At 67.5% G+C, this 19,613-nt stretch carries 15 protein-coding genes; 12 read left to right on the top strand and 3 right to left on the bottom strand.

Annotated elements, in window-relative coordinates; genetic code table 11:
- Nucleotides 1-105: 105 nt before the first annotated feature.
- Nucleotides 106-1,113 (bottom strand): ABC transporter ATP-binding protein, encoded by a 1,008-nt coding sequence (locus EAH73_RS11635; protein WP_140466663.1) that lies wholly within the window; start codon nucleotides 1,111-1,113, stop codon nucleotides 106-108.
- A 102-nt stretch (nucleotides 1,114-1,215) separates the two neighbouring features.
- Between EAH73_RS11635 and EAH73_RS11640 the strand changes: the two genes are divergently transcribed.
- The 9 genes from EAH73_RS11640 (at nucleotide 1,216) to trmB (ending at nucleotide 13,517) form a co-directional block, all read left to right on the top strand.
- Nucleotides 1,216-2,199: an aldo/keto reductase gene (locus EAH73_RS11640; protein WP_140466665.1), complete on the top strand. Its 984-nt coding sequence runs from the start codon at nucleotides 1,216-1,218 to the stop codon at nucleotides 2,197-2,199.
- Nucleotides 2,200-2,529: 330 nt separating this feature from the next.
- The gene (locus tag EAH73_RS11645) at nucleotides 2,530-5,820 is read left to right on the top strand and encodes a tetratricopeptide repeat protein (protein WP_140466667.1); all 3,291 of its coding nucleotides are present in this window, start codon (nucleotides 2,530-2,532) and stop codon (nucleotides 5,818-5,820) included.
- Nucleotides 5,821-5,994: 174 nt separating this feature from the next.
- Nucleotides 5,995-7,707, top strand: coding sequence for a hypothetical protein (locus EAH73_RS11650; protein ID WP_140466669.1), 1,713 nt, complete (start codon nucleotides 5,995-5,997; stop codon nucleotides 7,705-7,707).
- 126 nt (nucleotides 7,708-7,833) lie between these two features.
- Nucleotides 7,834-9,033 carry a hypothetical protein gene (locus tag EAH73_RS11655; RefSeq protein WP_140466671.1) on the top strand — a complete coding sequence of 400 codons (1,200 nt, stop codon included), beginning with the start codon at nucleotides 7,834-7,836 and terminating at the stop codon, nucleotides 9,031-9,033.
- 23 nt (nucleotides 9,034-9,056) lie between these two features.
- A complete protein-coding gene (locus EAH73_RS11660; RefSeq protein ID WP_140466673.1) occupies nucleotides 9,057-9,764 on the top strand; it encodes a MotA/TolQ/ExbB proton channel family protein in 708 nt (235 codons plus the stop codon).
- 103 nt (nucleotides 9,765-9,867) lie between these two features.
- Complete coding sequence (locus EAH73_RS11665) at nucleotides 9,868-10,284, top strand: ExbD/TolR family protein (RefSeq protein ID WP_140466675.1); 417 nt, start codon at nucleotides 9,868-9,870, stop codon at nucleotides 10,282-10,284.
- A 100-nt stretch (nucleotides 10,285-10,384) separates the two neighbouring features.
- Nucleotides 10,385-11,299 carry a hypothetical protein gene (locus tag EAH73_RS11670; RefSeq protein WP_140466677.1) on the top strand — a complete coding sequence of 305 codons (915 nt, stop codon included), beginning with the start codon at nucleotides 10,385-10,387 and terminating at the stop codon, nucleotides 11,297-11,299.
- Between the two features lie 83 nt (nucleotides 11,300-11,382).
- The gene (locus EAH73_RS11675) at nucleotides 11,383-12,699 is read left to right on the top strand and encodes a bifunctional folylpolyglutamate synthase/dihydrofolate synthase (protein WP_140466679.1); all 1,317 of its coding nucleotides are present in this window, start codon (nucleotides 11,383-11,385) and stop codon (nucleotides 12,697-12,699) included.
- Nucleotides 12,700-12,851: 152 nt separating this feature from the next.
- Complete coding sequence (gene trmB, locus EAH73_RS11680; RefSeq protein ID WP_140466681.1) at nucleotides 12,852-13,517, top strand: tRNA (guanosine(46)-N7)-methyltransferase TrmB; 666 nt, start codon at nucleotides 12,852-12,854, stop codon at nucleotides 13,515-13,517.
- A 136-nt stretch (nucleotides 13,518-13,653) separates the two neighbouring features.
- Here trmB and EAH73_RS11685 read toward each other — a convergent pair whose 3' ends face one another.
- Together EAH73_RS11685 and EAH73_RS11690 are read right to left on the bottom strand one after the other, a co-directional pair.
- Nucleotides 13,654-14,496: a redoxin domain-containing protein gene (locus tag EAH73_RS11685; RefSeq protein WP_140466683.1), complete on the bottom strand. Its 843-nt coding sequence runs from the start codon at nucleotides 14,494-14,496 to the stop codon at nucleotides 13,654-13,656.
- A 212-nt stretch (nucleotides 14,497-14,708) separates the two neighbouring features.
- Nucleotides 14,709-15,353 carry a hypothetical protein gene (locus EAH73_RS11690; protein WP_140466685.1) on the bottom strand — a complete coding sequence of 215 codons (645 nt, stop codon included), beginning with the start codon at nucleotides 15,351-15,353 and terminating at the stop codon, nucleotides 14,709-14,711.
- A 172-nt stretch (nucleotides 15,354-15,525) separates the two neighbouring features.
- Here EAH73_RS11690 and mnmA point away from each other — a divergent pair, with 172 nt between their 5' ends.
- The 3 genes from mnmA (at nucleotide 15,526) to EAH73_RS11705 (ending at nucleotide 19,582) form a co-directional block, all read left to right on the top strand.
- Nucleotides 15,526-16,686 carry a tRNA 2-thiouridine(34) synthase MnmA gene (gene mnmA, locus EAH73_RS11695; RefSeq protein ID WP_140466687.1) on the top strand — a complete coding sequence of 387 codons (1,161 nt, stop codon included), beginning with the start codon at nucleotides 15,526-15,528 and terminating at the stop codon, nucleotides 16,684-16,686.
- A gap of 159 nt (nucleotides 16,687-16,845) precedes the next feature.
- Nucleotides 16,846-17,595 carry a hypothetical protein gene (locus EAH73_RS11700; protein WP_140466689.1) on the top strand — a complete coding sequence of 250 codons (750 nt, stop codon included), beginning with the start codon at nucleotides 16,846-16,848 and terminating at the stop codon, nucleotides 17,593-17,595.
- 310 nt (nucleotides 17,596-17,905) lie between these two features.
- Nucleotides 17,906-19,582, top strand: a complete 1,677-nt coding sequence (locus EAH73_RS11705) for a S8 family peptidase (RefSeq protein ID WP_140466691.1) — start codon at nucleotides 17,906-17,908, stop codon at nucleotides 19,580-19,582.
- Nucleotides 19,583-19,613 lie beyond the last annotated feature (31 nt).

Below are 19,613 nucleotides of genomic sequence, written 5' to 3' on the forward strand. Positions count from 1 at the left end.
CGGCCGATACGGCCCGGGCGGCACCCGCCGCGGCCCGCAGCCGCAAAGCAACTGCGCCGAAGCTGTGGGTTTGATGATTTTCCGTGGGGCCCGGCCGGCCCTTGCTTAGCCGCCGCCCGCCCCGGCCTGCCCCAGCGCCCGCCCGAAGGCGGCCAGCAGCTGCCCCAGCGCCAGCGGTTGCGGGGCCCCCTCGATGCGCAGGTGGCCGGTGCCGGTTTCGCCGAGCAGCGCCACGGCCGCCTGCACGCTGGCGGTGGCCGGCAGGGCGGGGGCCCCGGCGGGCGCCGGCGCTGGGCCCCCCGGGCCGGTGGATTCCACGAAGGGCAGCACCTCGGCCAGCGTGGTCACGCGCATTTGCAGGGCCAGGCGCTCGGCCTGGAAGAAGCTGCGCACGAAGTCGTTGGCCGGGTGTTCCAGCAGCTCGCGCGGGGCCCCCAGCTGCTGAATGCGGCCGTTGTTGAGCAGCATGATGCGGTCCGCTAGCTCGAACGCTTCGGTTACGTCGTGGGTCACGAGCACCACGGTTTTGCGGCGCAGCTCGTCCAGCTCGCGGAAGTCGCGGCGCACGGCGGCGCGCGTAATCGGGTCGAGGGCCCCGAAGGGCTCGTCGAGCAATATCACGGGCGGGTCGGCGGCCAGGGCGCGGGCCAGGCCCACGCGCTGCTGCTGCCCGCCCGAGAGCTGCGCGGGCAGCATGTCGGCAAACCGGGCGGCGGGCAAGTGCAGGCGCTCGAGCAGCGCGGCGGTGCGGGCGGCGGTTTCGGCCGCCGGGCGGCCCAGCAGGCCGGGCACCACGCCCACGTTCTGGGCCACGGTGTAGTGCGGCAGCAGCCCCACCTGCTGAATAACGTAGCCGATGCCGCGCCGCAGCGCTTCGGGGGCTTGCTGGCGCACGTCGCGGCCGTTGATTTCGATGGTGCCGCCGTCGGGCTCAATCAGGCGATTGAGGGTTTTGAGGAGCGTGGTTTTGCCGCAGCCGCTGGGACCCAGCAGCACCAGCGTTTCGCCGGCCGCCACCTCAAACGAGAGGTCATCCACCACCACTTGGGCCCCGAAGCGCTTGGTGAGGTGCGAGACGCGGATGACGGGCGAGGGCGGGGCAGGAGCGGGCATAAAGAATCGAACGGCGGCGGCCAAAGTACGTTAATGGGACTTAGCGCGGGGCCCCGGCCGGGCCGCGCGGCTTTTCCATCGCCTTTCTTTTCCCTTTCCGCTATGCACTACCGCACCCTCGGCAAAACCGGTTTTTCTGTTTCTGAAATCAGCCTCGGCACCTGGCAGGTGGGCGGCAAGTGGGGCGAACCCTTCTCCGACGCCACCGCCGACGCCATCCTCGACGCGGCGGCCGACGCCGGCGTCAACTTCATCGACACGGCCGACGTGTACGGCGACGGCGCCAGCGAGGCCGCCGTGGGCCGCCTGGTGCGCCGCCGGTCCGAGCGCATCTTCGTGGCCACCAAGTGCGGCCGCCGCCTCCAGCCCCACACCAACGAAGCCTACCAGCCCGCCGCCCTGCGCGGCTTTGTGGAGGACAGCCTGCGCAACACCGGCCTCGACACCCTCGACCTGGTGCAGCTGCACTGCCCGCCCACCGACGTGTTCTACCGCCCCGAAATCTTCGAGCTTTTCGACAAGCTAAAGGAAGAAGGCAAGGTGCAAAACCTGGGCGTGAGCGTGGAGCGCGTGGAGGAAGGTCTCAAGGCCCTGGAGTACCCCAACGTGGCCACGCTGCAGGTCATCTTCAACCTGTTCCGCCAGCGCCCGGCCGAGCTGCTCTTCAAAGAGGCCAAGCGCCGCGACGTGGGCATCATCGTGCGGGTACCGCTGGCCAGCGGCCTGCTCACGGGCAAGTTTGGGCCCCAGACCCAGTTTGCGGCCGACGACCACCGCAACTTCAACCGCGACGGCGCCGCCTTCGACAAAGGCGAAACTTTTGCCGGCGTGGACTACGCCACCGGCGTGGCCGCCGTGGAGGAGCTTAAGGCCGTGTTCCCCGGCGAGGGGGCCCTGGCCGCCGCCGCCTTGCGCTGGGTGCTGATGTCGGACGAGGTGAGCTGCGTAATTCCGGGGGCCTCGCGCCCCGAGCAGCTCGCCAGCAACCTGCGCGCCGCCGACCTGCCCGCCCTCGAAGTCGGGCAGCTGGCCGCCGTGCGCGACGTGTACCAGCGCCTCATCCAGCCGCTGGTGCACCAGTTGTAGTAGGCTAAAATCGGGGCAGGAATGCTTGAAAAACTGTCATCCTGAGTGCAATGAGCGGCCCAAAGGCAGCCGAACGATGCGCAATAATTCATAGGTTACCGCCAAGCGTTCGGTTTTCCTTGGGCCATTCATTGCGTTCAGGATGACCCGTATTTAGCATTCATCCGTCTTTTTGTTGTGCTCCCCACTTTCGTCCGGCGCACACCAAAAACCACCCGGCGCGCGTTGGCCCGGGGCCCGAAAAGGCCCGCCGGGCCAACGCGCGCCATTTTTGTCTACTTTTGATGCCTCCCCGGGCCCCTCGCGGCCCCTTCACGCTACCATTTCCCGATGAAGCTATTTCCCCGGCTGGCGCTGGCCGCCACGCTCACGGCGGCGGCCCCGGCGGCCGCCCTGGCCCAGCAAACCCAGGTGTTTGCCAGCGACGAGCGGTTTTTCCAGGAAGGACTCGAACTCTTTGACCGCCAGCAGTACGGGGCCGCCCAGCTGGCCTTCCAGCAGTACCTGGCCGTGGAGCCGCGCCGCACTGGCCGCGAGGAACCCCTGGCCCGCGACCGCACCGCCGACGCCGAGTACTACGACGCCGTGAGCGGCCTCTACCTGCTGCACCCCGACGCCGAGGGCCGCGTGCTGGCCTTTGTGGCCGCCCACCCGGCCCACCCGCGCGCTGCGGTGGCCTACTTCGAGCTGGGCAAGTTCTACTTCGACCAGCAGAACTACCCGCAGGCCGTGGCCTACTTCCAAAAGGTGGCCCCCGCCAACCTGAGCGACGCGCAGCGGGCCGAGTCCGACTTTAAGCTGGCCTACAGCTACTTCCAGCAGAAGGACTACGAGCAGGCCCGCCTGCTGTTCGACCGCAGCAAGCAGGCCCAGGGGCCCTACCGCTACGCCAGCGCCTATTACGCCGGCTACCTCGGCTACCGCGCCGGGGCCTACGCCGCCGCCCGCGCCGACCTGGCCGTGGCCGAGCAGAACGACGACTACAAGCCCGTGGTGCCGGCCATCATGACGCAGATTTACTACAAGGAAGGCGACTACGACGGCTTGATTGCCTACGCCACGCCCCGCCTGCGCCAAACCCCGCCGCCCCAGAACGCCGACGAAATCCAGCTGCTGGTGGGCGACGCTTACTACCAGAAAACGGACTACAAGGAGGCCGTGGGCTACTACGACCAGTACGCGGCCGCCCACAAAAACAAGATTGAGCCGGCGCTGCAATACAAAATCGGCTTCGCCAACTACAAAACCGGCGACTACAAGGGCGCCATTACCAACCTGCGCGCCGTGGCCGCCCGCCGCGACACGCTGGGCCAGAACGCCGCCTACCACCTGGGCCTGAGCTACCTGCAAGCCGGCCAGAAGCCCCAGGCCGTCACCGCCTTTGAGGCCGCCCGCCAGGGCCCCGTGCAGAAGGACGTGGCCGAAAACGCCACCCTCAAGCTCGCCCAGGTGCAGGCCGAGCTGGGCAACCAGGGCGAGGTGGTGACTGCGCTCCGCGACTTCCGCCGCAAGTTCCCGCGCTCGGCCAACCAGGCCACCGTGGACGACTTGCTGAGCACCGGCTTCCTAGCCTCCACCGACTACCCCGCGGCCATCGACTACCTCGAAGGCCTCGACGACCGGGGCCCCAAACTGAACGCCACCTACCAGCGCGTGACCTACGCCCAGGCCGCTACGTTGTACAACGCCGGGCAGTACGACCCGGCGCTGGCATTGCTGGACAAGTCCCTGAAGTATCCGTCGGACGACGCGCTGCGGGCCGCCGCGCAGGTGCTGAAGGGTGACATTTACAGCGTGGGCCAGCGCTACCCCGAGGCCGCCACCGCCTACGCCGCCGCCGCCCGCACCGTGCGCCAGGGCGGCGTGAGCCCCGAGGAAGTGGCCTTCGAGCAGCGCGCCCGCTACGGCCTCGGCTACGCCTACTACAACACCAAGCAGTACGCCCAGGCCCGGCCCCAGTTCCAGGCCTACCTGGCGGCCGACGACGCCAGCAAAACCCGCGACGCTAACTACTACGACGCCACCCTGCGCCTGGCCGACCTCAGCTACGTGGCCAAAAGCTACGCCCCCGCGCTGGCTGGCTACGACAAGGTGATTCAGGCCAACGCCTCCGACAAGGACTACGCCTACTACCAGAAGGGCGTGACGCTGGGCCAGATGGGCCGCCGCGCCGAGGCCGACCAGACCCTGGCCACGCTGCTGCGCACCAGCCCCACCTCGCGCTACGCCGAGCAGGCCGCCTTCCAGCAGGCCCAGCTGGCGTTTGAAGCCGGCGACTACCAGCCGGCGGTGGACGGCTTCACGAAGCTCATCAGCGGCCGGCCCACCAGCCCGCTCGTGCCCCAGGCCCTGCAAAAGCGGGGCGTGGCCTACGCCAACTTGCAGCAGCAGGACGCCGCCGTGGCCGATTTCCGCCGCGTGCTGACGGACTTCCCGCGCTCCGACGCCGCCAACCAGGCCATCTACAGCTTGCAGGAAAGCTTGGCCGCGCAGGGCAAAACGGAGGACTTCGACGGGGCCCTGGCTGCCTTCAAGGCCCAGAACCCCGACAGCAAGGCCACCGAAAGCGTGGAGCTGGAGGCCGCCAAGTCGCTGTACCTGGCCGAGAAGTATCCCCAGGCCATCCAGCGCCTGGAAGGCTTCCTCAAGCAGTACCCCGACAACGCCCTGGGCGCCAACGCCCGCTACTACCTGGCCGACTCGTACCTGAAAACCGGCAACAAGGCCGAGGCCCTGCCGCGCCTGCGCGCCGTGGTGACGGAGAACAAGAGCGAGTTTGTGAACAGGGCCCTGGGCCGCGCCGCCGACCTCGACCTCGAAACCCAGAATTACCCCGAGGCCATCGAGTACTACACCCGCCTGCGCACGGCCAGCACCAACCGCCGCGAGGTGGCCAACGCCACCCTGGGCCTGCTGAAGGCCGAGTACGAAAGCGGCGACTACCCCGCCACCCGCCGCGTGGCCGAGGAGCTGCGCACCCAGGCCGGGGCCCCCGCCAGCGCCACCAACGCCGCCCTGCTCTACCTGGGCAAGGCCAGCTACCGCACCAACAACTTGGAGCAGGCCGCCACCGAGCTGGCCGCCGCCGTGGCCGCCGCCCCGGGCGACGTGGTGGGGGCTGAGGCCAACTACCTGCTGGCCGACACCCAATTCAAGCAGAAGCAGTACGACGCGGCCCTGGCCACGGCCCTGCGCAACAACAGCGACTTCGGCAACTTCGAGCTGTGGCAGGGCCGGGCCTTCCTGCTGGTGGCCGACGTGTACGCCGCCCAGGGCGACAACTTCCAGGCCCGCGGCACGCTCAACTCCATCGTCGACAACAAATTCCCGGTGGCGGAAATCGTGGCCGCCGCCCGCGAGCGGCTGAAAACCCTGGGCCCCGACGACGCGGCCCCGGCGCCCGCTACGCCGGCCAAAACGGCCCCCGCCAAGCCCACCAAAGCTGCCCCAGCCAAGCCCGCATCGGCCCCCGCTAAAAGCACATCGGCCGCCCCACGCAACCCGCCCGCCGCGCCCCGCAGCGGCCTGGTGCCGGCCGCCACCCCCGCCGCCGGGGCCCCCGCCGATTCGCTGCAACGCGCCGCCCCGGCCCCCGACAGCACCAAGTCAATTAAAAATTAAAAAGGACGAATTAAAAATTGAGCTTCGCCTGTCCGCCTTCCCCCGGCCATTCGGCCCCTTGAAACGCGGTGCGCGCTGGGCGAAACGGCCCTTTAGTAGGGCCCCCAGACTGCTCAACTTTTGATTTTTAATTCATCCTTTTTAATTAAAAAATTTCTGCTTACTTCCTTGTTAATGAAGCATATTACCACCCATCGTTCACGCTGCGCAGTAGGAGCGGGGCTGCTGCTGGCCGCGGCCGGGGCCCTGCCCGCCCAGGCCCAGGGTACCAAACCCCGCAAGGGCGGCACCATTCAGGAAGCGGAGATTGAGATTGTGAAGGACCGCGTGAACGAGCTGGGCACGGCCCCGCGCAACTTCGACAAGGTGGCGGTGCCCGCCCCGCCCAAATCGGCGGCCGCCCCGGCCTACACCTTTCCCGATTTCCGGCTGCCGCCCGACCGCCTCGTGCCCTCGGTGCAGGTGCTCACCATTAAGCAAGAGGAGCTGACGCCCCTCACCGGCAACTACCTTAAGGCGGGCATCGGCAACTACGGCACGTTCTACGGCCGCGCCTACCTGCACAGCGCCCGCAGCACCGACCACAGCTACGGCCTCGACGTCAAGCACATCAACTCCCTGAACGGGCCCGTGGACGGCAAAAACTCGGGCGTGTCGCAGACCAGCGCCGCCCTCACCGGCGAAATCTACCGCGGCAACGCGGCCTTCGGCGGGGCCCTGGATGTGAGCCGCGAGCGCTACAACTTCTACGGCTACACCGGGCCGGCCACCTCGCCCGTGCCCCAGCCCACGCCCGACGCCGGCGACATTAAGCAGGTATTCTCGCGCTTTGGGGCCCGGGCCTACGCCCGCAACCAGGCCCCCGGCGCCGCCCTGCAATACGACCTGGGCGTGGGCTATAAGTACTGGAACGACCATTTTTCGGCCTCCGAAAGCAACGTGCTGCTGAACGCCAAGCTGGGCTACGCCCTGAGCGACAACAGCCGCTTCGTGCTCAACGGCGACGCCTCCTTCATCACCGACAAGGACTCGGCCACCCGCTCGCGCAACTTCGTGCAGGTGACGCCGGCCTACGAGGTGAAGCGCGACCGCCTGAACCTGGCCCTGGGCCTCACCCTGGGCTACTCCTCCGACCTGCTCAACGGCGTGAGCCGCGGGGCCGTGTACCCGGCCATCCGGGTGGGCTACGCCGTGGTGCCCGAGCAGCTCACCGTGTACGGGGGCCTGGGCGGGGCCATCCAACGGGTCACGCGCAACGACATCACCGCCGAAAACCCCTGGCTGAACCGCAACGTGTTCGTGGCCGACACCCGCCGGGGCCCCACCGTGTACGCGGGCTTTACCGCCGCCCCGGCCCGCGGCCTGGCCCTGAACGGCCGCGTCACCTTCAGCCGCGACAAGAACCTGTATTTCTACCTCAACGACCCCCTGCACCAGGACAAGTTCAACCTGGTGTACGATGCTGAGGGCACCACCAACGTGAACGTGCACGCCGAGGCCTCGTACGGCACGGGCGAGAAGTTCCGCCTCGGGGCCCGGGCCGACTACAACCGCTACGGCACCCGGGCGCTGGCCCAGCCCTACGGCCGGCCCGAGTTCCAGGCCACCGTGTTCGGCACCTACAACGCCACCGACAAGCTGTTGCTGGGCGTCGAAACCTACTTCTACTCGGCCAGCTACGGCATCAGCTACGTCAACCAAGTGGCCGATTTTCTGCGCGCCACGTCCCCGATTTACGACCTCAACCTGCGCGCCGATTACCGCGTTACGTCAAATTTATCCATCTTTGCAATGGGTAACAACCTCGCCAACCGCCAATATCAGCGGTTTTACCGCTACCCCGTTAAGGGAATCAACATCATCGGCGGGGTGACTTACACGTTTTAAAGATTTAATTGTTGCTGGTTGAATTGTTGATTGTGAAGCGCTTACTGCCGGGGGTTAACGCCCCGCGCCGGTAGGCTTAGCTGAGCCGCCAACCCTTGCCTCGCTGCCCCCCCAACGCCACTCTCTATGCACCTTGCCGACCACATCCGCCCCCTGCTCCGCGACCACGACTGCGTGATTATTCCGGATTTTGGGGGCCTCGTGGCCGATGCCGTGCCGGCCCGCATGCAGGCCAACCGCCATTCTGTGAGCCCACCTGCCCGCCTGGTGGCCTTCAACCAAGCCCTTACCCGCAACGACGGCCTCCTCGTGGACGCCCTGGCCCAGCATTTGGGCGTGCCCGCCGTGCAGGCCCGCGAGGCCCTGCGCGCTGCCGTGGCCGGCCTGCAGCACGACTTGGACGCCACCAGCCGCACCGAGCTGCCCGGCATTGGCGTGTTCCGCCGGGCCGCCGGCCGCGGCCTTTCGTTCGAGTACACCGGCACCGATACCCTGCTGCCCGCCGCCTACGGCCTGCCCGAGCTGGCGGCCCGGCCGGTGCGCGCCGCTGCCCGCACCGGGGCCCGGGCCCCGCAGGCGCTGCCCGCCCCGCGCCTGCACCCGGCCCGGCCCACCCGCCGCCGCATCTTCAGCTACTCGGCCATCGGCTTGGTGGCTGGGCTGGTGGTGTCGGCCAACTACCTCTTTGCCCTGCACGCTGGCTACCTGCCCGTGGCCTGGCAAGACCGCCTTCCCCTGTGGGCCGACTCCCGCCCCGCCACCCCGGGGCCCCAACAGGCCGGCCTGGCCCGCCAAACCTGGAGCGCCGCGGCCCCCGTGGCCTTGGTAGTGCCCACCGAAGAGGCCCCCAGCCTGCTCGATGAAGCCAATGCGCTGGCCGCCGCTGCTCCCGCCGCCGCGCCTGTGGCGAAAATTGTAACCGCACCCGTGGCGGCTACCAAGCCTACCGCGCTGGTGATCAAGCCCGCCGCGCCGGTAGCCAAGCCCGTGGCAGCCGTAGCTAAGCCGGCCGCTGTAGCCGTGGCCAAGGCCGCGCCTGCGGTGGCTAAAGCCGCACCCGCGGCGCTCAGCACTACAATTAATGCGCCCACGGGCCGTTACTTCATTGTGGGCGGTAGCTTCCGCACGCTGGCGGCGGCGCAGGTGCAGCGGCAGGCGCTGGCCAAGTTGGGCCACCGCTCGCGCGTGGTGCTGCCCCGCTACAGCGGCCACAAAATCAAGGTATCCATCGATGACTACGCCGACAAGCTGACGGCCGAGCGCGAGGCGCAGCGCATGCGCACCCAAACCCACCTGGGGAAAGACCTCTGGGTGCTAGCTAATTAAGGCTACAAAGCTACTTTCTCCGAATGTCCATTTTCCTGTTGCAGGTTACCAACGCGGCGGTTTCAGCCGCACCCGATTCCGTGAACGCGGCCGTGAACGCCGCCAACCAAGCCGACGGTGGGCTCTCGCTCATCGACCTTATTCTAAAGGGCGGCTGGATCATGCTGCCCTTGTTCATTCTGCTCTTCGTCTCGGTTTACATCATTCTGGAGCGGTACCTCACCATCCGTAAGGCGGGGGGGCAGCCCGAGTCGTTCATGAACGGCATCCGGGCCCTGATGGTGAAGGGCGACATCCAGGGGGCCAAGCTGCTGTGCGCCCAGAACCCCTCGCCGCTGGCCCGCATGGTCGAGAAAGGCCTGCGCCGCCTGGGCCTGCCGCTCACCGAAATCGAAGCCAGCGTGGAAAACGTGGGCAAGATTGAAATTGCGCGCCTCGAAAAGAACATCAACATCCTGGGCATCATCGCTGGCATCGCACCCATGCTGGGCTTCGTGGGTACTATCATCGGCGTAATCAAGATTTTCTACGCCATCAACGCCACCGGCGACTTCGGCATTGCCCAGATTGCCGGGGGCCTTTACACCAAGATGGTGACCTCCGCGGCCGGCCTCATCGTGGGCATCATCGCCCACGCCGGCTACCACTGGCTCAGCATCCTGGTCGAGCGCATGGTGTTCCGCATGGAAAACTCGGCCATCGAGTTCATGGACATCTTGCAGGACAATTAGTGAATGAGTGAACGAGCGAATGAAGGAGGTTTTCGTTTCCAGCGTCACCTCGCTTATTGGCTCTTATACAACTCACTCATTCGCTCATTCACCCATTCACCGCATGAACCTCTCCCGCCGCCATCGCCTGACCTCGCACGTCGAAACGGGGTCGATGAACGACATCATGTTTTTCCTGATGCTGTTCTTCCTCATCGTCAGCACGATGGTGAACCCGAACGTCATCAAGTTGCTGCTGCCCAGCGCCAAGAGTAGCAAGCAGGTGATGAAGCAGCCCATCACCGTATCGGTGGACGCCGCGGGGGCCTACTTCGTGAATAAAAAGCCGGTGCAGCCCACCGAGCTGGAAACCGAGCTGACGGCCCTCATCGGCCAAAACAACCTCGACACGCCCACCGTGGTGCTGCGCGTCGATGCCTCGCAAAACGTGCAGAAGCTGGTGGATATCCTCGAAATCGGGAACCGTTTGAAGATCAAAATGGTCATGGCCACCCAGGCCCAGCAGGCGGCCGGTAAGTAAGGTTTTCTCTAAGCTGTTAGCTTATAGCCGTTAGCTCACGTTTGAGTATCAGCAATAAAAAAGCTAACGGCTAATAGCTATAAGCTAACAGCTCAATAAAATGGCTCTCGACTATCCCGAACAGCACCGCCGCGAGGCCCTGATTGGTACCGTGGCCATCCACGTGGCCTTGGTGCTGCTGTGCCTGTTCACCGTGTTTAAGGGCCCCGACCCGCCGCTCGACGAGATGGCCACGCCCGGCGGGGGCGGGGTAGAGCTTAACTACGGCATAGACGCCGCCGGCAGCGGCGACGTGCAAACCACAGCCACGGCCAACGCTTCGCCCAACCGCGCCGACAGCCGCCCGCCCGCCGCCGCCCCCGAGCCCCGGCCCGTTACGGCCGTGGCCCAGGCTACGCCCACGCCCCCGGCCGCTGAGAAGCTCATCACCAGCGAGGCCGAGGAAAGCCCTGTGACAGCCCCCGTGGTGGCTACGCCCGCGCCGCCCAAGGAGGAAGTGAAGGAAGTACCCAAGCCAGCCCGCAAGGTGGCCGTCACGTTTTCGCCCAAGGGCACGGCCACCGGCGGTGGCAACGGCGTGAACGGCACCAGCACCGCGCCCACCGGCAACAATAACGGCGACCGCCCCGGCACCGTGGGCGACCAAGGCGACCCCCGCGGCTCGCTCAACGCCAAATCGCTCTACGGCGGCGGCGATGGCGACGGCGGCGGTTCGGGTGGCGGCAGTGGCCGGGGCCGCGGCAACGGCGCCGGCGACGGGTTGGAAATGAGCGGCTGGGCCGCCGCGGCCGTGCCCAAGGTGGCGGCCATCGACGACAACTCGGGCATCGTGCGTTTCAAGATTAAGATCGACGAGAACGGGGAGGTGGAAGGCGTCACCAAGGTGTCGGGCAACGTATCGCCGGCCCAGGAGAAACTGTGCCGCGACGCCTTGCAAAACGCCAGCTTCCGGCGCACCAACAACGGCACCGGCGGGGCCACGGGCTTCTACACGTTCAAGATTTCGGTTCAATAAACTAGCGGGGCCCCAGGCGCTACCACCGGCGCGGCACCCGTTGCGGGCGGCCGGCCGCCGCGCCCGGGGCCCCTTGCCACCCCATGAATTACGAAGAAACGCTAGGCTTTCTCTATGCGCAACTGCCCATGTACCAGCGGGTAGGGGCGGCGGGCTTCAAGAAGGGCTTGGGCAACACCGAGGCCTTGCTGGCGGCCATGGGCCACCCCGAGCGGCGCTTCCGCAGCGTGCACGTGGCGGGCACCAATGGCAAGGGTAGCAGCTCGCACCTGCTGGCGGCGGTGCTGCAAAGCGCCGGTTACCGCGTGGGCCTCTACACCTCGCCGCACCTGCGCGCCTTCACCGAGCGCGTGCGCTTGAACGGGCAGGAGCTGGCCCCCGATTACCTCGTGGCCTGGGTGGAGAAATGGCGCCTGCTGTTTGCCGAAGTGCAGCCTTCGTTTTTTGAGATGTGCGTGGCCCTGGCCTTTTGCTACTTCGCCGATGAGGCCGTGGACGTGGCCGTGGTGGAAGTGGGCCTGGGCGGCCGGCTCGACTCCACGAACGTCATCACGCCGCTTGTGTCGCTCATCACGAACATCAGCTACGACCACCAGGCGATGCTGGGTGATACGCTGCCCGAAATTGCAGGTGAGAAAGCGGGCATCATCAAGCCCGGCGTGCCGGTGGTCGTCAGCCAGACGCAGGCCGAAGTAGCGGCCGTGTTCACCGCCAAAGCCGCCGCCGAAGCTGCGCCCCTCACCTGGGCCGACCGCGCCTACGCCGTGGTGCCGGCCGCCGCTGGGGCCCCAGCGGATGCGGCGGCTGGCACCCAGCAATTCGACGTGACGCGCGCCGGGGCCCCGTATCTGCCCGGTGTGGCCGTGGGCCTGCTCGGCGATTACCAGGCCCTGAACCTGCCCGGTGTGCTGGCCGTGCTGGAGGAGCTACGTACCCAGGGCTTTGCCTTGCCCGAGGCCGCCGTGCGCCAGGGCTTGCGCGAGGTGGGGGCCCTCACTGGGCTGCGCGGGCGCTGGAGCATCCTGGGCCACGCGCCGCTGGTGGTGGCCGACACGGGCCACAACGAGGCCGGCCTGCGCCTGGTAATGCAACAGCTGCGGCAAGTGCCGCACGAGCGGCTGCACCTCGTCATTGGTACCGTGAACGACAAGGACGTGGGCCCCGTGCTGGCGCTGCTGCCGCCCGAGGCCACCTATTACTTTTGCCAAGCCGACATCCCCCGGGCCCTGCCGGCCGACGAGCTGGCGGCCCGCGCCGCTGCCGCGGGGCTGCAAGGCCGCGCCTACGGCCCGGTGGCCGCTGCCGTGGCCGCCGCCCGCGCCGCCGCCGCGCCCGCCGATGTGGTGTTCATTGGCGGCAGCACCTTTGTGGTGGCGGAGGTAGCCGAGCTGTACCAATAAGCTGTAGCGCGAACTTCGTAGCCCGCGTCGCTGACCGGTCGTTTCGCTATTAGCGCCCGAACGAAGCGAGGGCCGTGGGCTATAAAGCCCGCGCTACGGTACGGTCAGCCCGCGTCCCCTTCACTTATTCGTCCATTCACGCCTTCCCTGCCTTGCCCCGCGTCAAACTCCACCGCTTCGCTGATAATGCCACCCGCCCCGACGTCATTGAGCCGGGTAAGCCAGAATTTGAAACCCTGGGGGGCCGCTGGCGGGCCGATTTCTTCCACAACGACCACCCCCTGACCCTGGAAATGGGCTGCGGCAAGGGCGAGTACACGGTGGGCCTGGCCGAGCGCCACCCGCAGCGCAACTTCCTGGGCCTCGACATCAAGGGCGAGCGGCTGTGGTCGGGCAGCACGCGGGCCGCGGCCCTGGGCCTGGCCAACGTAGGCTTCGTGCGGGCCCGGGCCGAGGCCCTCACGGCCCAGTTCGACCCCGGCGAGCTGAGCGAAATCTGGATCACGTTCCCCGACCCGCGGCCGCGCGACCGCGACATCAAGCGCCGCCTCACCTCGCCGCGCTTCCTCAACCAGTACCAAGAGTTACTGGCCGCCGGGGCCCCGCTGCACCTCAAAACCGACAACGACGGCCTGTTTGACTACACCCTGGAAATGCTGGCCGCCCGCCCCGGCACGGCCATCGAAGCCAGCACCCGCGACCTGTACGCCGAACAGGGCCCCGGCTTCGCCGAGGCCCAGGCCATCCAAACCAACTTTGAGGGCAAGTACCGCGCCGTGGGCGTGCCCATCAAGTACGTGCGCTTCCGCTTGAGTTAGGGCCCCGGGCCAGCCATCCGGGGCCCTAACGCGGCTACTCCCCGGAGCGAAATGCCGTTGCCCACCGGGGGGGGCAAAACCGGTAAACCGGTGAACCGCCTAATGGGCGGTTCACCGGTTTACCGGTTTTAGGGCCTTACAAGCCTTGCAGGATGGTTTTGGCGTTGAGCACGTGCTCGTTGGCCTCGTTGAGGGAGTTGAACACGTAGCGCACGCGCCCTTCGCCGTCGAGCACGTAGGTGACTCGGCCCGGCAGCAGGCCCAGCGCAGCGCGGGGCACGGCGTACTTCTTGCGCAACTGCCCGCCGTTGTCGCTGAGGAGCGGAAAGGGCAAGTCGTACTTGGCGGTGAACTGGCGGTGCGAGCGTTCGGAATCAGAGCTAATGCCGATGACCTCCGCGCCCAGGGCCGAAAAGTCTTCGTACTGGTCGCGGAACGAGCAGGCCTCCTTGGTGCAGCCCGACGAGCCGTCCTTGGGGTAGAAGTACAGCACCACGGGGTGGCCGCGGTGCTCGCTGAGCTTGAAGGTGGTGCCGGCGGTCGTCGGCAGGTCGAAGTCGGGCGCAAAGTCGCCTACGCGCAGGGCCTGATCGAGACCATCGGCCAGAATCGGCCGCAGGTGCACGTTGAGTTGAAGCTGGTTGGGGCCCAAGGCAAGGGCCTGATCCTCGCAGCCGCCGTAGCCCGCCACCAGGGTGTTGGGCGTGCGGCTGGGTAGGTCCAGGGTGAAGTTGCCCGCCGCGTCGGTGCTCACTACCCGGTTGGTGCCCTTGACCAGTAGCGTAGCCCCGGGGAGGGGGTTGCCCTGGGGGTCGAACACGCGACCCGCTAGGCGGTAGGTCTGGGCCGGGGCCGGCGCGGGGGAGCCGGACTCAACTTGCATGGCCAGCAAAGCAGCGGACGAATGGGGTTTAACGGTTTGCGCCTGCCCGGCGAGAACGGTGCCGAGGGCGAGGGCAAGGGTGAGCGAGTAATGCATGGGGAGCGGAGAGTTGCGCCACCTACGCCCCCGGGGCGGCTGGCAGTTTGCCGCCGCGGTCGTGTGCTCGTTGAACGGCTCCTAATTCCCCGCAGAATACTTCAATTACCAGGCGAAAGACGCCTTGCGTTCGGCCTAGCTTAGGCCAGGTAGGGGGGACAATCATAGACCCTGGGCAAGCAGTTTTCCGGCGTGGGCTGGGGCCCCTAGCCTTATTCCACTTCCTCCAGGGCCTCAAAAATCTCCTCCAGGCCGGTGAAATCGCGCAGGCCGGGCTTCAGCTCGTCGCCGCCTTGCAGCACGAGGCCGGCCGGGTGCACGCCGTCGAGCAGGCCGGGCAGGTCGGCGGCGGCAAAATCGCCGCCCAGCCACAGCGGAAACTGCCGGGCCAGGGCCCCCAGCTGCGCCTGCCAGCCCACGAGGTCGGCCCCGGCGGGCAGCGTAACCAGCAGGGCCCCGCCGGCGGGGGCAAAGTCGGTGCTGCGCAGCTCGTGGGCCAGGTCGGGGTCGATGAGGGCTTGGAGCGCGGTGAGCAGGTCGGTTTCGCGCAGCACCGGGAAGGGCAGGGGCTCGTGCATGCCGGGGAAGAAAAAAGGGGCCTCGTGCAGCAGCACGCTGTCGAGGCCGCAGGCGGCGGCCACGGCCACGAGCTGCTCGGGGTCGGCATCCTTAAACTCGCCGATGAGCTCCACGCCGGCCACCCAGCCGGCCAGCTCCTTGGCCGTGGCGGGGTCGATGGCGCCGGGCAGCTCGGGGTCGAGGGTGAAGATGAGGCCGTCGGCGCCCATGCCGGCGCAGTAGCGCGCGTCGGATAAGTTGTTGATGCCGCGGACGAGGACGGGGATGCGAAGGGCCATAAAAAGTGGGCAGCGGGTGCCGGTTGCCAATGAATAAGAACGGCAAAGGTCGCACCGGGGCCCGGCTTGCGCCGCCGGCCGCCGCCGGGGGCCCCGGGCACGGGCGTGGGCGTATCTTTGTTGTTCGAACGGCAGCCAAATCATTCACCTTTCGGGTGCTGTTCAGAACCAAATGGAAAACAACCCCAAAGGCCGCGTTCTCGTGGCCATGAGCGGTGGCATCGACTCGTCGGTGGCCGCCGTGCTCCTGCACGAGCAGGGCTACGAAGTGGTCGGCATGACCATGAAAACCTGGGACTACGCCTCGGCGGGCGGGTCGAAAAAGGAAACCGGCTGCTGCTCGCTCGACAGCATCAACGACGCCCGGCAGATTGCCGTAGACCTGGGCTTCCCGCACTACATCATCGACATCCGCGACGAGTTCGGCGATTTTGTCATCAACAACTTCACCGACGAGTACCTGGCCGGGCGCACGCCCAACCCCTGCGTGCTCTGCAACACCCACATCAAGTGGGACGCGCTGCTGCGCCGCGCCGACCAGCTCGGGTGCCAGTTCATCGCCACCGGCCACTACGCCCAAGTGCGGCAGGACGATGAAACCGGCCGCTTCGTGGTGAGCAAAGGCCTGGACGACAACAAGGACCAGAGCTACGCGCTGTGGGGCGTGAGCCAGGCCAGCCTGAGCCGCACGCTGTTTCCGCTGGGCCAAATGCGCAAAACTGAGATTTACGACGAGGCCCGCCGCCGCGGCTTCACCGAGCTGGTGAACAAGCCCGAGAGCTACGAAATCTGCTTCATCCCCGACAACGACTACCGGGGCTTCCTGCGCCGGCGCGTGCCGGGCCTGGAGGCGCGCGTGGCCGGCGGCCGCTTTGTAGACAAAAGCGGCGCCGAACTGGGCCGCCACGAGGGCTACCCGTTCTACACCATCGGGCAGCGCAAGGGGCTGGGCATCGCGCTGGGCTTCCCGGCCTACGTGACGGAAATCCTGCCCGATACCAACGAGGTGGTGCTGGGCAACTACGACGACCTGGCCAGCACGGCCACCGTGGTGGGCCAGCTCAACCCCGGTAAGTACGCCACCCTGGAGGGGCGCGGCCTGGTGCCGGCCGTGGCCAAGGTGCGCTACAACCACGACGGGGCCCCCGCGTTCCTGGAAGAAGTGGACGGCAAAATCCACGTTTACTTCGAGGAGCCCGTGCACGCCATCACGCCGGGCCAGGCGGCCGTGTTCTATGAAGGCAACGACGTGCTGGGCGGCGGCTGGATCGAGCGCCACGTCATCGGCGAGGCGCCCGTGCCCTTTGCCCGTGCCGAAGCGCCGGTGGCGTAGGGCCCCGGCGGACGGCCACTGTGCCGGTAGGGATATGCCGGGATAATACAAGATTATTGGCGGGTTGCGGAAGAATTCTACGGGTCTTCGGCGGCCCGCCAATAACTTGCCGGCTATTCCCGTTTATTCGTTGTTCTGGTGCCTATTCTATCGATTGCTATGCGTTTACGCTACCCGCTCCTGAGCGCCGCCGGGGCCCTGTTGGCCCTGGCCGGGTGCCGCACCCAAGACGCGCCCGCCCCCGACCAGGGCCCCAGCTACTACCCCGTGGCCGTGGGCACCTACCGCGCCTACCAGGTGGTGGACACGACTTGGAACAACTACGTGCGCACGGTGGGCACGCCCTACCAGCTGCGCGAGGCCATCACGAGCACCTACGCCGATGCCGCCGGCCAGCTCACCTACCGCGTGGAGCGCGCCCGCCGCGCCACCACCGCCGACGCCTGGGTGGCCGATAGCGTGTTTGCCCTGAGCGTGAGCCCGACCGCCGTCGTCCTCAACCGCGGCAACCAGCGCACCGTGGAGGCCGTGTTTCCGGCGCGCACCGGCCGCATCTGGAATTTCAACGCCTTCAACAACAACTCAGCCGATACCGTGAACGCCGACACCCGCAGCTACCGCCGCGTGGGGGCCCCCTACACCACGGCGGTGCTCGGCGGCACGGCCCGCGCCTACCCCGCCACGGCCACCGCCGTAGACACGGCCCTAAACCGGCCCAACATCTACGAAGACAACCTCTACTACCTGCGCACCTACCAGCAGGTGCTCGCCCAGGGCGTGGGCCCGGTGCTGCGGCGGCGGCGGCGCTTCGTGTACACCAGCGGCAGCACCGGTGCGCTGCCGGTGCAGGGGCAGGTGTTCAGCGGCTACATCCACCGCGAAACCCTGATCGACGCCGGTAACTTGTAAGCAATTGTTTACTTATTAGTGGTTTGATGATTGGGGTAAATTGCTGCGTCGTCCCCCAATGGCTTCGCACTTACTGGTCAATCGTTAACCCGAAAGCAACCACTCATTCGCCTAGCGACAAGGTAATAGCGCTTCCGCACCAAAATTCACAACGGCGTTTCCAACATCTGGAGGCACTTTGGCACCGGTAGATTTTGGAATTCTATAACGCATAGCCCACGTTTCCAAGCTCTGGGAGCAAACAGGCAAAATGTGGTGTGGAAGTCCTAATAAATTAATAATAAACCGTTTAACAATTAGTTTGAAATATATGCGTGTGAATTGGATGGGGGCCCTGGCCCTGGCGGCGGCGGTGCTGCTCGGCGAAGCGGCCCCCGCCCGGGCCCAGGGCCTCGTGCGCCGCCACTTGGTGTACTTCCGCGACAAGGCCGGCACGCCCTACCGCGTGGACCAGCCCGAGGCCTTTTTGTCGGCCCGCGCCGTGGCGCGGCGGCAGCGCCAGGGCATTGCCGTGGCCCCCCGCGACCTGCCCGTGAGCCCCGCCTACCTGGCCCAGGTGCGGGCCGTGCCCGGGGCCCAAATCGTGTACCCCTCGCGCTGGCTGAATGCCGTGCTGGTGGCCTGCGACTCGGCCGTGCTGGCGCGGGTGCAGGCGCTGCCCGCTGTGCGCCAGGCCACCACCCTCGGCCGGGGCCCCCGCCCTGGGGCCCCGGCCTGGGCCCCCGCCCCGCCCCAAACCAGCCAGCAAACCTACGTGGTGGGCACCCGCCCCGACTACGGCCGCACCTTCGCCCAGGACCAGCTCATCGGGGCCGTGGCCATGCACGACGCGGGCTACCGCGGCGAGGGCATGCAGATCGCCGTCTTCGACGGGGGCTTCCCGGGGGCCAACGCCGTGGCGCCGCTACAGCCGCTCTTCGCCCAGCAGCGCGTGCTGGGCACCCGCAACTTTGTGGACGGCGGCCGGCAGGTGTACGTGCGCAGCAGCCACGGCACCAACTGCTTGTCGCTGATTGGCGGGGCCCAGGCGGGCGTGTTTGTGGGCACGGCCCCCAACGCCTCGTTCCACCTGTGCATCACGGAGGATACGGGCTCGGAGCGGCCCGTGGAGGAGGCCAACTGGCTGGCCGCCGCCGAATACGCCGACTCGGTGGGTGTTGACGTCATCAGCTCGTCGCTGGGCTACACCTCGTTTGACCCGCCTGCCGCGCCCCACACCTACGCCGACCTCGACGGGCGCACGGCCCTGGGCTCGCGGGCCGCGGCGCTGGCCGCCCGGGCGGGCATGCTGGTGGTGAGCGCCGCCGGCAACGAAGGCGCCAACAACTGGCGCTACGTGGCCGTGCCGGCCGACGCCGACTCCATCATCTCGGTGGGGGCCGTCGATTCGCTGCGCTTCCACGCCAGCTTCAGCTCGTACGGGCCCACAGCCGATGGGCGCATCAAGCCCACGCTCTCGGCCATGGGCGTGGCCAGCGCCGTCGTCACGGCCAGCGGGGCCGTGGTGCGCGGCAACGGCACTTCCTACGCCTGCCCCGAGCTGGCCGGGCTGGCGGCTGGGCTCTGGCAGGCCCACCCGCGGCTCTCGGCCCAGCAAATCATCCTGGCCCTTACGCGCACGGCCTCGCAGGGCGGGGCCCCCGACAACGTGCTGGGCTACGGCATCCCCGATTTTGCGGCCGCCGATACCTACGCCGCCACCCTGGTGCCGCCCGTGCCGCTGGGCCCCGCGCCCGCCCGCCTGCAGCTCTACCCCAACCCCACGCACACCGGCCAGCTGCTGCTGGTGCTGCCCAAAGAGCTTCAGGACAAGGCCTTGGAAGTACGCATCGTCGATGCGCGCGGGGCCGTGGTGCGCCGCGTGGCCCTGGCACCCGCCGGGGCCCAGGAGGTGGCCCTCGACGCCGGGGGCCTGGCCAAGGGCACGTACCTGTGCGAGGTGCGCGGCGGTGGCCAGCAGCAAGCCGTGCGCTTCGTGCAACAGTAAGCAAAGCAAAGCCACACGGGAATAGGACTAA

This window comes from Hymenobacter nivis (assembly GCF_006439025.1).
Taxonomy (GTDB): Bacteria; Bacteroidota; Bacteroidia; order Cytophagales; family Hymenobacteraceae; genus Hymenobacter; species Hymenobacter nivis_A.

Bases quoted from the DNA above. Each gene is read 5' to 3' on its own strand.
- EAH73_RS11635 (WP_140466663.1), bottom strand. From the start codon at position 1,113: ATGCCCGCTCCTGCCCCGCCCTCGCCCGTCATCCGCGTCTCGCACCTC.
- EAH73_RS11640 (WP_140466665.1), top strand. From the start codon at position 1,216: ATGCACTACCGCACCCTCGGCAAAACCGGTTTTTCTGTTTCTGAAATC.
- EAH73_RS11645 (WP_140466667.1), top strand. From the start codon at position 2,530: ATGAAGCTATTTCCCCGGCTGGCGCTGGCCGCCACGCTCACGGCGGCG.
- EAH73_RS11650 (WP_140466669.1), top strand. From the start codon at position 5,995: ATGAAGCATATTACCACCCATCGTTCACGCTGCGCAGTAGGAGCGGGG.
- EAH73_RS11655 (WP_140466671.1), top strand. From the start codon at position 7,834: ATGCACCTTGCCGACCACATCCGCCCCCTGCTCCGCGACCACGACTGC.
- EAH73_RS11660 (WP_140466673.1), top strand. From the start codon at position 9,057: ATGTCCATTTTCCTGTTGCAGGTTACCAACGCGGCGGTTTCAGCCGCA.
- EAH73_RS11665 (WP_140466675.1), top strand. From the start codon at position 9,868: ATGAACCTCTCCCGCCGCCATCGCCTGACCTCGCACGTCGAAACGGGG.
- EAH73_RS11670 (WP_140466677.1), top strand. From the start codon at position 10,385: ATGGCTCTCGACTATCCCGAACAGCACCGCCGCGAGGCCCTGATTGGT.
- EAH73_RS11675 (WP_140466679.1), top strand. From the start codon at position 11,383: ATGAATTACGAAGAAACGCTAGGCTTTCTCTATGCGCAACTGCCCATG.
- EAH73_RS11685 (WP_140466683.1), bottom strand. From the start codon at position 14,496: ATGCATTACTCGCTCACCCTTGCCCTCGCCCTCGGCACCGTTCTCGCC.
- EAH73_RS11690 (WP_140466685.1), bottom strand. From the start codon at position 15,353: ATGGCCCTTCGCATCCCCGTCCTCGTCCGCGGCATCAACAACTTATCC.
- mnmA (WP_140466687.1), top strand. From the start codon at position 15,526: ATGGAAAACAACCCCAAAGGCCGCGTTCTCGTGGCCATGAGCGGTGGC.
- EAH73_RS11700 (WP_140466689.1), top strand. From the start codon at position 16,846: ATGCGTTTACGCTACCCGCTCCTGAGCGCCGCCGGGGCCCTGTTGGCC.
- EAH73_RS11705 (WP_140466691.1), top strand. From the start codon at position 17,906: ATGCGTGTGAATTGGATGGGGGCCCTGGCCCTGGCGGCGGCGGTGCTG.